Source organism: Candidatus Symbiopectobacterium endolongispinus (assembly GCF_018777385.1).
GTDB classification, from domain to species: domain Bacteria; phylum Pseudomonadota; class Gammaproteobacteria; order Enterobacterales; family Enterobacteriaceae; genus Symbiopectobacterium; species Symbiopectobacterium endolongispinus.
This window is the reverse complement of sequence record NZ_JAFJYB010000001.1, coordinates 79,476-95,897: the sequence shown is the minus strand read 5'-3', so window position 1 is coordinate 95,897 and position 16,422 is coordinate 79,476. Positions and strand designations below refer to the sequence as shown.

1 protein-coding gene, 1 tRNA gene, 1 rRNA gene and 10 pseudogenes are annotated in these 16,422 nt (G+C 51.6%); 3 read left to right on the top strand and 10 right to left on the bottom strand.

The window, feature by feature from the left end:
• Positions 1-101: 101 nt before the first annotated feature.
• The 8 genes and pseudogenes from JZM30_RS00470 to rbsD form a co-directional block, all read right to left on the bottom strand.
• Positions 102-178, bottom strand: a tRNA-Ile gene (locus tag JZM30_RS00470).
• 75 nt (positions 179-253) lie between these two features.
• Positions 254-1,795 (bottom strand): 16S ribosomal RNA (locus JZM30_RS00465).
• A 454-nt stretch (positions 1,796-2,249) separates the two neighbouring features.
• Positions 2,250-3,247: pseudogene (gene rbsR, locus JZM30_RS00460) on the bottom strand (ribose operon transcriptional repressor RbsR).
• 3 nt (positions 3,248-3,250) lie between these two features.
• Positions 3,251-4,177, bottom strand: a complete 927-nt coding sequence (gene rbsK, locus JZM30_RS00455; protein ID WP_252317195.1) for a ribokinase — start codon at positions 4,175-4,177, stop codon at positions 3,251-3,253.
• 67 nt (positions 4,178-4,244) lie between these two features.
• Positions 4,245-5,134: pseudogene (rbsB, locus tag JZM30_RS00450) on the bottom strand (ribose ABC transporter substrate-binding protein RbsB).
• Between the two features lie 29 nt (positions 5,135-5,163).
• Positions 5,164-6,127: pseudogene (gene rbsC / locus JZM30_RS00445) on the bottom strand (ribose ABC transporter permease).
• Positions 6,128-6,134: 7 nt separating this feature from the next.
• Positions 6,135-7,641, bottom strand: a pseudogene (gene rbsA, locus JZM30_RS00440) (ribose ABC transporter ATP-binding protein RbsA).
• Between the two features lie 7 nt (positions 7,642-7,648).
• Positions 7,649-8,066: pseudogene (gene rbsD, locus JZM30_RS00435) on the bottom strand (D-ribose pyranase).
• Between the two features lie 294 nt (positions 8,067-8,360).
• On the opposite strand from rbsD, the pseudogene JZM30_RS00430 reads away from it, so the two are divergent.
• Positions 8,361-10,081 (top strand): annotated as a pseudogene (locus JZM30_RS00430) (pectate lyase).
• A gap of 40 nt (positions 10,082-10,121) precedes the next feature.
• Here the strand turns inward: JZM30_RS00430 and kup are convergent.
• Positions 10,122-11,989: pseudogene (gene kup, locus JZM30_RS00425) on the bottom strand (low affinity potassium transporter Kup).
• Positions 11,990-12,300: 311 nt separating this feature from the next.
• Between kup and ravA the strand changes: the two are divergent.
• A pseudogene (gene ravA / locus JZM30_RS00420) lies at positions 12,301-13,809 on the top strand (ATPase RavA).
• Positions 13,810-13,813: 4 nt separating this feature from the next.
• Positions 13,814-15,292 (top strand): annotated as a pseudogene (gene viaA, locus JZM30_RS00415) (ATPase RavA stimulator ViaA).
• On the opposite strand, the pseudogene asnA reads toward viaA, so the two are convergent.
• A pseudogene (gene asnA / locus JZM30_RS00410) lies at positions 15,293-16,282 on the bottom strand (aspartate--ammonia ligase). It lies immediately after the preceding pseudogene.
• Positions 16,283-16,422: the final 140 nt, after the last annotated feature.

The window sequence follows — 16,422 nt, the reverse complement described above, 5'->3', positions numbered from 1 at the left end:
GAATAGTAAACCTTTGCCAAATCGCTCTCAGGCAAGGCGCGAGTTCGCGAAGCATACATCAGTATGCGAGTGGGCGAGCAATGCAGCATTGAGAACGATTTTGGTAGGCCTGAGTGGACTTGAACCACCGACCTCACCCTTATCAGGGGTGCGCTCTAACCACCTGAGCTACAAGCCTATAAGGTCTTCTAACCGCTCGATTTCTTTCATCAGACAATCTGTGTGAACACTTCACAGAATCAGTATCATTAGGTAAGGAGGTGATCCAACCGCAGGTTCCCCTACGGTTACCTTGTTACGACTTCACCCCAGTCATGAATCACAAAGTGGTAAGCGCCCTCCCGAAGGTTAAGCTACCTACTTCTTTTGCAACCCACTCCCATGGTGTGACGGGCGGTGTGTACAAGGCCCGGGAACGTATTCACCGTAGCATTCTGATCTACGATTACTAGCGATTCCGACTTCATGGAGTCGAGTTGCAGACTCCAATCCGGACTACGACGTACTTTATGAGGTCCGCTTGCTCTCGCGAGGTCGCTTCTCTTTGTATACGCCATTGTAGCACGTGTGTAGCCCTACTCGTAAGGGCCATGATGACTTGACGTCATCCCCACCTTCCTCCAGTTTATCACTGGCAGTCTCCTTTGAGTTCCCGACCGAATCGCTGGCAACAAAGGATAAGGGTTGCGCTCGTTGCGGGACTTAACCCAACATTTCACAACACGAGCTGACGACAGCCATGCAGCACCTGTCTCAGAGTTCCCGAAGGCACCAAGGCATCTCTACCAAGTTCTCTGGATGTCAAGAGTAGGTAAGGTTCTTCGCGTTGCATCGAATTAAACCACATGCTCCACCGCTTGTGCGGGCCCCCGTCAATTCATTTGAGTTTTAACCTTGCGGCCGTACTCCCCAGGCGGTCGATTTAACGCGTTAGCTCCGGAAGCCACGCCTCAAGGGCACAACCTCCAAATCGACATCGTTTACAGCGTGGACTACCAGGGTATCTAATCCTGTTTGCTCCCCACGCTTTCGCACCTGAGCGTCAGTCTTCGTCCAGGGGGCCGCCTTCGCCACCGGTATTCCTCCAGATCTCTACGCATTTCACCGCTACACCTGGAATTCTACCCCCCTCTACGAGACTCTAGCTTGCCAGTTTTGAATGCAGTTCCCAGGTTAAGCCCGGGGATTTCACATCCAACTTAACAAACCGCCTGCGTGCGCTTTACGCCCAGTCATTCCGATTAACGCTTGCACCCTCCGTATTACCGCGGCTGCTGGCACGGAGTTAGCCGGTGCTTCTTCTGCGAGTAACGTCAATCAGCAAGGTTATTAACCTTACTGCCTTCCTCCTCGCTGAAAGTGCTTTACAACCCGAAGGCCTTCTTCACACACGCGGCATGGCTGCATCAGGCTTGCGCCCATTGTGCAATATTCCCCACTGCTGCCTCCCGTAGGAGTCTGGACCGTGTCTCAGTTCCAGTGTGGCTGGTCATCCTCTCAGACCAGCTAGGGATCGTCGCCTAGGTGAGCCGTTACCCCACCTACTAGCTAATCCCATCTGGGCACATCTGATGACGTGAGGCCCGAAGGTCCCCCACTTTGGTCTTGCGACGTTATGCGGTATTAGCTACCGTTTCCAGTAGTTATCCCCCTCCATCAGGCAGTTTCCCAGACATTACTCACCCGTCCGCCGCTCGTCACCCGGAGAGCAAGCTCTCCTGTGCTACCGCTCGACTTGCATGTGTTAGGCCTGCCGCCAGCGTTCAATCTGAGCCATGATCAAACTCTTCAATTTAAAGTTTGATTTGCTTCTGCTCGAGAAGCGATGCTCAAAGAATTATTACTGTTAGTTCGTAATGAATTAACTGTTGTTCACTCTTCAAGACTTTTATTTTTTAAGCCCTAAGGCTTTACGATAAAGTCCTGTGAGTGCCCACACAGATTGTCTGATTAATTGTTAAAGAGCGTTGCCACATCTACCGTGGCGCGGGAGGCGTATATTACGCTGCACCGCTGAAAAGTCAACGTTAATTTTTCAATTTCGCGTTTAACTTTCCGACTGTTACCGCAACTGCGTGTCGCTGTTGCCGTGTCAGTGGAGGCGCAGTGTAGACACTTCTCGCACCCTGACAAGGGCTAATTTCAATTTTATTTTCGAGTGCGTATTTTTCGGCGAATCGCATAGCAAACCAGCATAGATGACGCTATTTCATCCCAATCACCCCATTTTACTGCGTCGTAAATCCCATTTACCGATGAGCCACCGACTCGCGCATCACCAACTCTGGCGTTAATACCAGTACCGTTGGCTCGGTTTCAGGATGTACCAAACGGTATAACAACGTATCCACCGCCAGTTCCCCCAATTCATCTTTAGGTTGATGAATCGTCGTTAACGGTGGAGACATATAACGCGCCAGTTCGATATCGTCATAACCCACCACGGCCATATCCCTTGGAATAGACAATCCCGCCTGATAGAGCGCGTGATAAACCCCAACCGCCATCGCATCGTTACTACAGAACACAGCATCCGGCCTTTGCGCCAGCGACAGCATTTTACGCATCGCTTGGTATCCGGTTTCAAACTCGAAATCCCCTAACACCACGTAGTCATCAGGAACGGGCAAACCTGCACGCTGCATCGCCTGCCGATAGCCTAACAGTCGGTTATAGGCAGTTGTTTTATCTTGTAGGCCAGCGATACAGGCGATATTGCGGTAACCTCTGTCGATCAGATGGTGGGTTGCAATATCTCCGCCAAGCAGAGAATTGTCCTTGATAACATCATTCACGCCTTCAAACGGCGACCAGTCCATCATCACCAGTGGAATTGACGGGTAACGGCTAATGGTCTCCGATGAAGGGCGGTGGTTCTCGGTACACATCAGTAACAAGCCATCAACCCGCTTTCGCATCAAGGTTTCCAGGCTACGGTCCAGGCGGTTGTGGTCGCCTTCTGTATTACACAGGATCAGGCTATACCCGCGCTCATAGCAACTGCGCTCCCACGCACCACTTCAGCATAAAATGGGTTACTACTGGCCGTTAGCAACATACCGATAGTTTGCGTCTGATTGATCTTCAAACTGCGCGCCAGCGCAGACGGTGCGTAGCTGAGAGAATCAACTGCCGCCAATACCCGCTAGCGCACCGTGTCACTAACAAAGCGATTATTATTGATTACATGTGAAACGGTTGACGTCGACACGCCCGCCAGGCGAGCAACATCCTTCATTGTGGCCACATATTACCCCTGAGAGTGTAAAAATGCGTCGATCTCATTGCGCCACGACACAGAGGACTGAGCACCAGCACGAGTTACCGCAATGGCAGCGGCAGCATGAGCAAATTTCACGGCGGTTTGCATAGGTTGATTTTCCAAAAGTGCAGTGACCAGCGCACCATTAAAGGTATCGCCCGCCGCAATCGTATCTACGGCCTGAACCTGGAAACCGGGAATACGCTGACCTTCCCCGTTTTCACTCAGACATACGCCGCGACTACCCAATGTAATAAGCACGGTAGTAATGCCTTTATTATGCAACAGTTGTGCAGCCTGTGCGGCATCTTGCTCGTTCTGCACGGTGACACCGGTCAGACGCTGCGCTTCCGTTCCATTCGGCGTAATCATATCCACCAGCGCCAGCAACTCATCCGGCAAGTCACAGGCGGGAGCCGGGTTTAAAATTACACGCGTTTGGTGCTGATGCGCCAACTGAGCAGTGGCAATAACGGTCTCCAACGGAGACTCGAGCTGTATTAATAAAGCAGAAGCATCAATGATTTTTTGACGGTGACGCGTCAGAACATCGGGAGTGATAGCCGCATTGGCACCCGCGTTAATGCCAATCATATTCTCAGCGTCGCCATTCACAAAAATCAGCGCAACGCCCGTGGTTTCATTGGCAACGGTTTCAACAGCAGAAACGTTTATCTGATCACGAGACAACTGCTCGCGAATACGGGCACCAATATCATCCTCACCCACGCCAGCGATAAATGCGATATCGGCACCACTGCGCCCGGCAGCGGCCGCCTGATTGGCACCTTTACCACCAAAAGCGACCTGATATTGCTTACCGATCACCGTTTCGCCCGGTTGAGGGAAGTGTGCCAGATTGAGGATATGGTCGGCATTAATACTGCCCAACACCACGAGTTTGCCCGTTTTCATAAAATCGCCTCAAAAGTGATTAAAAGCGCCGCCTTGTTCCGGCGGCGCTGCTTGTCGTTGTTATGCGTTATTCTTTAGCAACCAGTTTTAGATCAACCGGGATAATCGTCTGTACCTTTTCACCTTTGATGACCTTGTCAGCGGTTTGCACGCCAATTTCACCTATTTTTTCAGGACGTTTGCAACAGTGGCAGCCAGTTTCCCGCCCTCTACGGCTTTTACGCCATCCTGCGTGCCATCAAAACCGACCACAATGACGTCTGTTTTACCCGCAGTTTGCAGGGCACGCAGCGCACCCAGTGCCATTTCATCGTTTTATGCGAACACTGCTTTTACATCAGGGTGTGCGGTGAGCAGGTTCTGCATCACGTTCAGCTCTTTGGTACGATCGAAATCAGCGGGCTGGCTGGCCAGCATGACAAATTTGTTTTTCTCAGCGGATTTCATAAAACCGGCTCCGCGTTCACGGGCAGCAGAGGTTCCGGCGATACCTTCCAACTGAATCACCTTGGCACCTTCACCCAATTTTTTCGCGATGAAATCACCGGCGACTTTACCGCCGAAGGCGTTATCAGACGCCACATGGCTCACGACCGTGCCGCTGCCCGCTACGCGATCCAGGGTAATCACCGGAATATTGGCTTGATTCGCCAGTTTCACCGCATTACCCACGGCATCAGAGTCTGTCGGGTTGATGAGCAGCAGTTTGGTACCGTGCACGGTCAGATCCTGAACATTGGAGAGCTCTTTTGCCGGGTTGTTTTGCGAATCCAACACCACCAGGTTGTAGCCCAATTTATCAGCTTCTTTTTGCGCGCCGTCTTTCAATGACACGAAGAACGGGTTATTCAGGGTAGAAACCACCAATGCTATCGACTCTTTCGCCAGCGCATTGGCGCTAACCGTGGCACTTAATGCAACAGCAGAAACCAGCGTAGCCAGTTTTTTCATATTCATAATCCAATTCCTATGCGTGAGAATGAAGGTTATTTACTGCTTTTGTTATCTACCAAAACCGCCAGCAAAATAACGGCTGCCTTAACGATCATTTGGTAGTAAGAAGAAACACCTAACAGGTTCAGTCCATTGTTGAGGAACCCAAGAATCAGTGCGCCGATGAGCGTGCCGACAATGCGCCCTTTACCACCCGCCAAACTGGTTCCGCCCAGCACCACTGCCGCAATCGCATCCAGTTCATACCCCGTGCCCGCCGTCGGTTGTGCCGATGACAAGCGCGCGACTTCGATAATCCCAGCCAATGCGGATAACAGCCCACATAAGGCGTAGACGATAATCTTGACTTTATCGACGCTGATGCCCGACAAGCGGGGCCGCTTCATTGCCGCCCAGCGCATAGATATAGCGTCCGAGCCGCGTGTGGTGCAGCATGTACCAGGCAGCGATAACGATAACCATCAACCAGATCGGTGTAGGAATCCCCAGAGGGCGACCAATGCCAAACCAGCCGAAGGTATCCGCAACGTCAGAAAAACCGGTGTTTATTGGGCTGCCGTTGGTGTACACCATGGTGACGCCGCGCAGCAGTAACATCATCACCAGCGTGGCGATAAAAGCCTGCACCTTTCCTTTCGCCACAATCACGCCAGTGCCCGCCCCGATTGCCGCACCGAGCGCTAATGCACCAAACACCGCCAACAGCGCATTCACTTCCAGACCAACAATCGATGCCGCCACCGCGCCGGTCAGCGCCAGCAATGATCCGACTGACAAATCGATACCCGAGGTCAGAATAACCAGTGTCATCCCTACCGCCATGATGGCGTTCACCGATGTCTGTTGCAGGATATTGAACAGGTTATTGACCGTGAAAAAGTTAGGGCTCATGGACGAGACCACTGCGATCAGGATCAGCAGGGCAATCAGCGACTTTTGCTCCAACAGCCACTCTTTACTGAACCAGCACTTTGCCGTGATAGATTCGGAACTCATGTCTGACTTACTCCTGCTTTGCGATATATTGCTTGCCAACCGCCGCCGCCATCAGCACTTCCTGAGTGGTCTGCCCAATAGAGAATTCACCGCTCAAGCGACCTTCATGCATCACCAAAATGCGATCACTCATACCGAGTACTTCCGGCATTTCCGATGAAACCAAAATGATGCTGAGGCCTTCTTCCTTGAACTGATTGATTAACTGATAGATCTCTTTCTTTGCTCCCACATCGACGCCGCGCGTAGGTTCATCGAGGATCAGCACTTTCGGCCGCGTCATCAGCCCGCGAGCAATCGCGACCTTCTGTTGATTTCCGCCGGACAACAGGCCAATTGGCTGTGCCATTGAGGGAGTTTTAATATTGAATAAACGGATAAAATCACTAACCGCGGTGCGTTCGTCTTCATGTTTGAGTGCACCAAAGCCACGGCTGAAATAACGCAATGCCGTCAGCGACATGTTCTCTTTGACGGACATCCCCAACACCAGGCCATCACGTTTGCGATCTTCAGATATATAAACGATGCCGTTTGCCAGCCCATCCTGCGGACTGCGCGTCACCACCTCACGGCCATCCAGCGCCACGTCACCGCGCGTACGAGGAAGTGCGCCATACAGGATCTCCATCAGTTCTGTACGCCATGCGCCCGTCAGGCCATAAACACCGAGAATTTCCCCCTGCTGCAGCGTAAAACTGACACCGCCAACACCCGGCCCCGTCAGGTCTTTAACACTCAAGCGAATATCGCCCGGCACGGTATTCAACCGAGGGTACTGCTCTTCCAGCTTGCGCCCCACCATCATTTCAATGAGTTGCTCTTCATGCAGTTGGTTGACCGGTCGCTCACCGATAAACTGACCGTCGCGCAGCACAGTCACGTCATCGCAAATCTCGAAAATTTCTTTCAGGTGGTGGGAGATATAGACGATACCGCAACCCTGTGCGGTCAGCTCTTTAATCACAGTAAATAAGGACGCGGTTTCGGTATCCGTCAGTGCATCCGTGGGTTCATCCATGATGATCACTTTGGATTCAAAGCTCAGCACCTTGGCAATCTCGACCATTTGCTGATCACCAATGGACAACTCGCCGACCAGTCGGCGGCTGTTGTAGCGCAGATTTAGCTTTTTCAGCAGTTTATCGGCTTCGGCGTACATCTTTTGCCAATCAATGCGCCCCAAGGCTCCGGTAAACTCGCGGCCAAGGAAAATATTTTCAGCAATCGTCGGTTGGGGAATCAGGTTAAGTTCCTGGTGAATAATACCGATACCCGCATGCTGTGATGATTTTGGCCCGTTAAAGGCAACTTCCTGCCCGAGAAAGCGAACATGACCGGCATCTTTGCGGTAAATACCGGTGAGCACCTTCATCAGGGTAGATTTCCCGGCGCCGTTTTCCCCCCACCAGCACCATCACCTTGCCGGGATAGACATTCAGGGCAGCACCGGACAGCGCTTTTACACCGGGAAAAGTTTTTACTATTCCCTGCAACTGTAATAAAGGTTCCATCTCAGCCTCAGAAGGTTACGCCAGCACATAAAATAATATTGGCATAGGGCGAGCATTCACCGCTGCGAAAAACAGCACTGTTCTGCCCGCTTTGCATCTTGAATGCCTCATGACTGACATAGTGCAACGCAATGGTATTTCCCTGGTGTTGTTCAAGCTGTTGCAAATGCTCACGAATAACTTCATGGAGCTCTGGGTTCTTCTCGATAATCTCTTGCGCAACAATCGCCGCTTCTACCTGCATCTCCTGCGTAATCACGCTCAGCACCTGTATAAAAGTAGGCACATTGTGTGTTAACGCCAGATCAACACGGGCGGTAGTGGCAGGAATGTAACCCTGCATCACACACCACCACTTGGTCAGTGTGCCCAAGGCGGGCAATCACACTCAAGACTTCGGAATTGAGTAATACGCCTTTTTTCATTATGTCACTCGTTTTGATAACGAAAGCGAAACGTTTCGCTATCAAAAAAAGAGATATAAGAAAAACATTAGGTTAGAAAATAGCCGTTGGCCACCGGTGTCGGAAGATTGATCGCTATCACAAATGAAAAACAAACAATGAAACCGGATAATGCATTTATTAAAACATCATTTCTTTTTTTCGTATGGTTTACCTCACTTCCTAAAACTCACATCACCATACTCACAATTTAAACAATAACGGCACTCTGACGCCTGCCGAAAAAACTCTGGTTTGTTCACAAGGACTCTAACGATGAAAAACATATCCCTCTCTTTGGCAGCCCTATGCTGTATGGCTGCATTCACCACTCAGGCGCACAGCGCCGATCGTTTGACGATCGTAAAACAGTATGCCAATACCGTCTTGGATAAAGCTGGCGACCATTATCACAGCACGCAGCCTTCACCGTTATTGGCGAGCGGTGTCGATCCGCGCACTGGTAAACAGCTTGAGTGGGTTTTCCCCGATGGGCGCACAGCGGTACTCTCCAATTTTTCCGCTCAGCAAAACTTTATGCGCGTACTGGTTGGCCTCTCTAACCTGACGGGTGATGAGCGTTATCAACAGCGCGCCAAAACCAGCGTGCGTTACTATTTCGATCGCTATCAGGATAAAAGCGGCCTGCTGATTTGGGGGGGGGGGGGGGGGGGCACCGTTTTGTCGATTTGAAAACGCTACAGCCCGAAGGCCCCAGTGAAAAAGAGTTGGTTCATGAGCTGAAAAATGCCTATCCCTACTACGAATTGATGTTTGCCGTGGATAAACCGGCGACGGTTCGCTTCATTCGCGCTTTCTGGAATGCCCATGTTTATGACTGGCAAATCCTGGAAACCAGCCGCCACAGTCAGTACGGTAAGGAGATCGGTAAACTGTGGGACAACAACTTTACCCAACAACCGCCTTTCTTCGCTACCAAAGGGCTGAGTTTTCTTAACGCCGGTAATGACCCGATCTATTCCGCATCCCTGCTCTATAAAAATAACTATGAAGCCGGCGCGCTGGTATGGGCAAAACGGCTGGCGGAGCAGTATGTGTTGCCGCGCGATAAAAAAACTGGCCTGGGCGTTTACCAGTTCACCCAGGCATTAAAACGCGCTGAAACCAGCGATGACAGCGATACCAACTCCAAATACGGTGACCGTGCTCAACGTCAGTTCGGACCAGAGTTTGGACCTGCTGCGTTGGAGGGCAACATGATGTTGAAGGGGCGCACCAGCACGCTCTATTCCGAAAATGCGCTAATGCAGCTACAACTGGCGAAAGATCTCGGTAAAGATGGCGACGATATCAAGAAATGGACGCTGGATAGCCTGAAAGCGTTTGCCAAATACGCCTATGACGAAAGCAACAATACCTTCCGTCCTATGCTGGCCAACGGTACCTATCTTTCCAACTACACGCTGCCACGCGATGGTTACTACGGTAAGAAAGGAACGGTACTGAAAGCTTACCCGGCCAGCAGTGATTTCCTATTGTCCTACGCCCGCGCCTACACGCTCGAGAAGGATGCCGATCTGTGGAAAGTGGCACGCGGCATCGCCAAGGAGTTGGATCTGGGAGATATCGGCTCAGCACCGGGTAAAGGCGTCAGCGTCAATGTCAGCACCAAGAACAGCGACCCGTATGCTATTTTTGCGCTGATCGATCTGTGGCAGGCAACGCAGGATAAAATCTACCTGACGGTAGCCGAAAAAGTGGCTGACAACATTGTCAGCAATAATCTGCACAACGGCTTCTTTATGAACTCTGCCAAGTATCAATATGCGTCGATAGATAGCATCGACCCCTACGCGCTGCTGACACTGGAAGCTACACTGAAGAACAAACCACAGGCCGTTGCCCCGTTCCTGAACGGTTCCGGCTTTACCGAAGGGGCTTATCGTATGCCGGACGGCAGCGCCCGCGTATCCACCCGTGATGATGAGCTGTTTGCTCTGAAGAAAGGGGAAACCTTAAAACCGAACGGTAAATAATCACCAAAAATGACGCCCTCTATTTCGAGGGCGTCATACACTAAATCTCTACCTGAATCCCCAGCTCTATCAGCCGGTTTGGCGGTATCTCAAACTGATCGGCCGCGCGCAACGCATTGCGACTCAGCATCATAAACACCTTGCCGCGCACGCGCAGATACCAGGGCCGTTTGCCCATGGTCAGCGACTCATTGGACATGAAAAACGATGTTTCCATCATTTGGCAAGCTAACCCCTCCTGCCAACAGCGGTGAAACACCTCTTCCACGTTGGGCGTTTCCCGCCAACCGTAGTTGGCAATCACGCGCCAAAAGGTCGGGGAAAGCTGTTCAACCGTAACGCGCTGCACGTTATGCACATAGGGAACCGCTTCTGTGCGCATGGTCAGCAGCACCACCCTTTCGTGCAATACTTTGTTGTGTTTGAGATTATGCAGTAATGCAAACGGTATGACGTGCGTCACGCGCGACAGATAGACCGCCGAACCCGGCACCCGTACCGGCTGGTTTTTCTCAAGTGAGGCAATCATCGCATCCAGTGAATTACCATGCTAATGCAAACGACGCAGTAAACGGAAACGCTCGCTCTTCCAGGTCGTCATAATGGTAAACATGATCAATCCTAGCGCCAGCGGCAACCAGCCGCCGGAAAGGATTTTAACCACGTTGGCAAGAAACAGTGGGATATCAATCAACAACATCGCCACCAGCAACAGCCATACCAGATAGCGGTGCCAGTGCCAGTTTTTTACCGCCACGGTCGCGGAAAGAATGCTGGTCAGTACCATGATTCCGGTCACCGCGATACCGTAAGCTGCCGCCAAATTGCCAGAATGCTCGAAGCTGACGATGACAATCACCACCGCCGTATACAGCAACCAGTTTATCGCCGGAATATAAATCTGCCCGGATTCCATGTCTGACGTATGCACAATACGCATTGGCGGCAAATACCCCAGACGTACCGCCTGACGCGTCAGCGAGAATACGCCGGATATAACGGCCTGAGAAGCGATGATGGTCGCCAACGTTGCCAGGATCAGCAGCGGAATCAACGCCCAGTCGGGAGCCAGTAAAAAGAAGGGATTTTTGATGGCTTCCGGGTTACGCAGCAGCAACGCCCCTGACCAAAATAGTTGAGCACCAACGACGGCAACACCACGGTAAACCACGCCAAGCGAATAGGGAATTTACCAAAGTGTCCCATATCCGCATACAGCGCCTCCACCCCGGTGATCGCCAGTACCACAGCCCCCAGCGCGAAGAAAGAGATAAACTTGTATTCCATAAAGAAACGCACGGCGTAAACCGGGTTCAATGCCTGAAGCACCTGTGGCGTTTCCATCACGCTGCGCACTCCAAGCACCGCCAGCGTCAAAAACCAAATCAGCATCACTGGCGCAAACAGCTTACCCACGCTGCTGGTGCCGTGTTTCTGAATGGCAAACAGCAAGGTCAGCACAATCACCGACAGCGGCACGATGTAGCTGTCCAACTCGGGGGCCGCAATCTCAATCCCTTCCATTGCTGAAAGCACCGACATCGCCGGGGTGATCACCACTTAGCCATAAAAAAAACCTCCGCCAATCAGCCCCATGATCACCACGATAGATGTCATGCGATCGCTGGTGTGGCGTCCGGCCAGTGACATCAGGGTCAAAATTCCCCCTTCTCCGGCGTTGTCGGCTCGCATCACATAGGAGAGATACTTGAGCGACACTACCAGTACCAGCAGCCAGAAAATCAGCGAGAGAAAGCCAAATACTGAATGCTGCTCGACGCCAAACCCAAACTGTCCGGAAAGGCATTCCCTTAATGTATAAAGAGGGCTGGTGCCGATATCCCCGTACACCACACCAATAGCTGCCAAGGTAATGGCAGGAAGCGATTGCTTATGCTCTGAGCTCATAGCGCCTATCTTCTGTTGTTTTCACTTTGCGACTTCCGCTGTTTTCACTGCGTAGAAAGCAATGCGTTTTTCGTAGACTTAGCCCGAAAGCGCACAGTATGCATATATTCATGCAAAAACCCATCCCTTCACGCCGTCTCGAAACATCCAGAAATAAACTGGTTTATTGATTAACATAGCCAAAGATGGCAATAATCGACGCAGATACGATTAAAAAAAATCTGTGATCTGCCGTATATTATTGCATCATCGTTGATGACTTTATCGCTTACCACCCTGTTTTGCGTCATCAGAGTAAAAACGGATCCCTTATGCTTCAATCAGCCTCTTTGGCCGATCGTATTACACGCCTCAGCCAAGCCCTTGAACACGGCCTGTATGAACGTCAGCACGCTATTCGCCCTGTGCCTGCTCGCCGCGCTCATCGGCAAGCGTGTTTTGCTGGGGCCGCCTGGCATCGCCAAGAGCATGATCGCGCGTCGCCTGAAGTTCGCGTTTCGTGACGCCCGCGCTTTCGAATACCTGATGACACGCTTCTCTACCCCGGAAGAGGTGTTTGGCCCGCTGTCGATTCAGGCGCTAAAAGATGAAGGGCGTTATCAGCGTCTTACCGGCGGCTACTTGCCGGAGGCAGAAATCGTTTTTCTGGATGAAATCTGGAAAGCCGGCCCGGCCATTCTCAATACCCTGCTGACAGCCATCAATGAGCGGCGCTTTCGCAACGGCAGCCATGAAGAAACTATCCCCATGCGGCTGCTGGTAACCGCTTCCAATGAACTGCCCGAATCAGACAGCAGCTTAGAAGCACTCTATGACCGCATGCTTATTCGCCTGTGGCTGGATAAAGTGCAGGAAAAACAAAACTTCCGTGCATTGTTGACGCACATCGGTAACGATCGCGACAACCCAGTGCCGTTGTCACTGAGCGTCAGCGACAAAGAGTACCAGTCATGGCAAAGCGCCATCGATCGTATCGCCTTGTCGGATGCCTGCTTTGAACTGATTTACGCACTGCGCCAACAGCTGAATACCACCGACAACGCGCCGTACGTTTCCGATCGACGCTGGAAGAAATCGCTGCGGCTGCTGCAAGCCTGCGCGTTCTTCTCTGGCTGTGAAAGCATTGTCCCGATTGATATCATCTTGCTGAAAGATTGCCTGTGGCATGATAGGGATTCGCAAACACTAGTGGAACAGCACACCGAGCAGCTCATCACCGCGCACGCCTATCAACAACAGGCGCTGCTGCTCCGCTTGCAGCAATTAAACGTGAAACGGCAGCAATATCAGCAGCAACAGAGCGAGTTGCAGGCGATCACGGTCGAAAAACAGGGGGCATTTCTCAGCCGTAAAGCCCACTATCTGCTACCTGAAGCGCTGAATAAAGAGACATTAACCGTGGTGTTGCAGCGCCCGCTGGTACTGAATAATTGAATAATATTGATGTGACACATATCGTGTTAGAAAAAAACGCCTTGCAGTTATGGCTGCAAAAAGGCGGAGAAGGCGAAATCATGGGAAAACTCAACGGCATCTGGTTTACCCAGAACCTCGACATGTACGTAGATGACCACCTTCATCTTGCGGTGCGCGATATCAGCCTACAGACCACCATTCTTTCTTTACCTGAAAAACGAGACTGTACCTTACCGACAGAACTTACTGATGAATATGAGAAATTGCGTCAACAACTGCGCGAGCAGCGACGTCTGTTTCACCACCATCAGCCGTGTTTGTTCATCCCTGCCGACTGGCTGGCAAAAATAGAAGACAGCCTGCAACAGGTCGACGAACAGATACAGCTCTCGCTACAGGATTGATCGAATGTTGACGTTGGAATCGCTGGAAATGCTGTTGTCCATTTACGAAAACGAGCTCTTGGACGACCTGGTTATCGCGCTGTTGGCTACGCCACAGCTTGCGGCCTTTCTTGAACAGCACCCGAGAATGAAAGCGGCGCTGCTACACGATCTGCCTGAATGGAAAGCGTCACTCAAGCAGCGCCTGCGTGCAACCGTGGCACCTGCCGATCTGGAGCGGGAGTTTACCTGCTATCAAAATACCCAGACCATCGACAATCTGACCTTTCAGTCACGCATTCCCCGTATCGTTGATACGCTGCAAACGGTGGACTCGCCTTTTCTTTCTCAGGCTAACAAGCTGATCGCCCAGGCAGAACCGACGCTTGGGCAGCGGTTTAGCAACGCCTTCCACGCTTTGTTCTTGCAGCGCTGGAAAATAAGCCTCTCTTTGCAAACGGTCTCCTTGCACCATCAATTGATGGAGGCAGAAAAAGAGATCCTGCCTGATGAGTTACAGCAGCGGCTGACCTTGACCGGCAAACTGGAAGCCGTACTGGCGGAGAACGAGACAGCCGCCGGACGATTATGGGATCTCAGCGCGGGAAAATTGATTAAAACCGAGCTGCAAACCCTGATTAACTTCTGCGACTTTCTACAAAAGCAGCCTTCATTGCAGCGCCTGGCCGAGCGTTTAGGTCGCAGCCGGGAAACCAAATCCATTCTCTCCACCGAAGCACCGCGCGAAGCGTTTCGCGTGATGGTTCGTGAACCGGATACGGTGCCAGAGCAAGTGGATGGCATCCATCAAAGCGGTGATATTCTGCGCCTCCTCCCCACCGAATTGGCCGCAATGGGTATAAAAGAGCTGGAATACGAATTCTATCGTCGCTTGTTGGAACGGCGGTTGCTGACCTATCGGCTACAGGGGGAAAGCTGGCACGAAAAGGTAATAGAGCGTCCGGTTTCACATCAGCAAAACGAGCAGCCGCCCAGAGGCCCTTTTATTGTTTGTGTAGATACCTCAGGCTCGATGGGCGGTTTCAATGAACGCTGCGCCAAAGCCTTTTGTCTGGCACTGATGCGCGTTGCCCTTGCCGATAATCGCCGTTGATACATGATGCTGTTTGCCACCGATATCGTGCGCTATGAGCTGACAGCCGTCACAGGTATTGAACAGGCCACGCGTTTTCTTGGTCAATCGTTTCGTGGCGGCACCGACATGGCGGCCTGTATGTCAGCGCTGCTGGACAAACTGGAAGATGATGTGTGGCATGATGCCGATGCTGTGATGATTTCTGATTTCATCGCACAGCGCTTGTCTGAAGAGACCGTGCAACGCGTTCGGCAACGACAGCAACAACATCACCATCGTTTTCATGCCGTTGCGATGTCACAACATGGAAAACCTGGCATCCTGCACATTTTCGACCATATCTGGCACGTGGATACCGGGTTAACTGCGGCGATTGCGCCACGCCTGAGCGTAGCGCTTCTACAGTGATTACAGCAATGCAGGCACGGCTTCTCTGACTGGCTGTGGCCACACACCGCACTGCACCTGACCAATGTGCGCCAGTTGCAGTAGCAGCATCACCAAGCGGGACTGACCGATACCGCCACCAATGGTTTACGGCATGTCACCACGCATCAGCGCCTAATGCCACTCCAGTGCCAGACGATCGACATCCCCTGTCAGTGTCAATTGACGTTGGAGCGCCTCAGCATCGACACGAATCCCCATTGAAGATGGCTCGAAAGCATCGTTTAACGCCGGGTTCCACACCAGGATATCGCCGTTCAACCCTTTCAGACCCTGTTCACCCGCTGACGACCAGTCATCATAATCCGGCGCACGCACATCGTGACGCTCACCGTGAGACAATGCCCCACTAATGCCGATCAGGAATACGGCACCCAGTTCTTTAGCTATGGCACGTTCACGCCCTTTGGCATCCAGTTCAGGATAACGCTTGAGCAACGTATCGCTGTGGACAAAATGAATGGTTTCCGGCAGGAAAGGCGTCAGGCCAAACTTGCTGCTAACCTCTGCTTCGGTGCTTTTTATTGCCTGATAAATGTGGTTAACGGTGGATTTCAAATAATCGATGGAACGCTCGCCATCCCCCATTACGCGTTCTCAATCCCACTGATCGACATAAACAGAGTGGATCGGGCTCAAGCGATCTTCATCCGGGCGCAGCGCCTTCATGTGAGTGTAGATCCCTTCCCCAGCGCTAAAGTCATAGTCACCCAAGGTTTTACGCTTCCATTTCGCCAGGGAGTGCACCACTTCAAACGTGGCGTCAGGCAATGCTTTCACGTGTACCTGCACCGCTTTCTCGCTGCCGGAGAGGTTATCCTGAGTGCCATCGCCCACGCGGCTCAATATCGGGGCCTGAACTTCAATCAGACCCAGCTTCTGCGCCAACTGTGCAGAGAAAAAGGATTTCACAAACGCAATTTGTTGTTTTTCGATATAGCTCTTTTTCATTTACCCATGTCCGTCGTCACTGTCTATAGCGCAATTAAGCAATAGAATGGCGGTGAAATTCAATAATCCAGCAAAGAAACAGGCATCATGGTTTTGATTCCTCATTTAACGCATGCTAAAAATGAGAAAGAACTAAATAT

Excerpts from the sequence above, each read along its gene's own strand:
- rbsK (WP_252317195.1), bottom strand. The coding sequence starts at position 4,177 with ATGAAAACGGGCAAACTCGTGGTGTTGGGCAGTATTAATGCCGACCAT.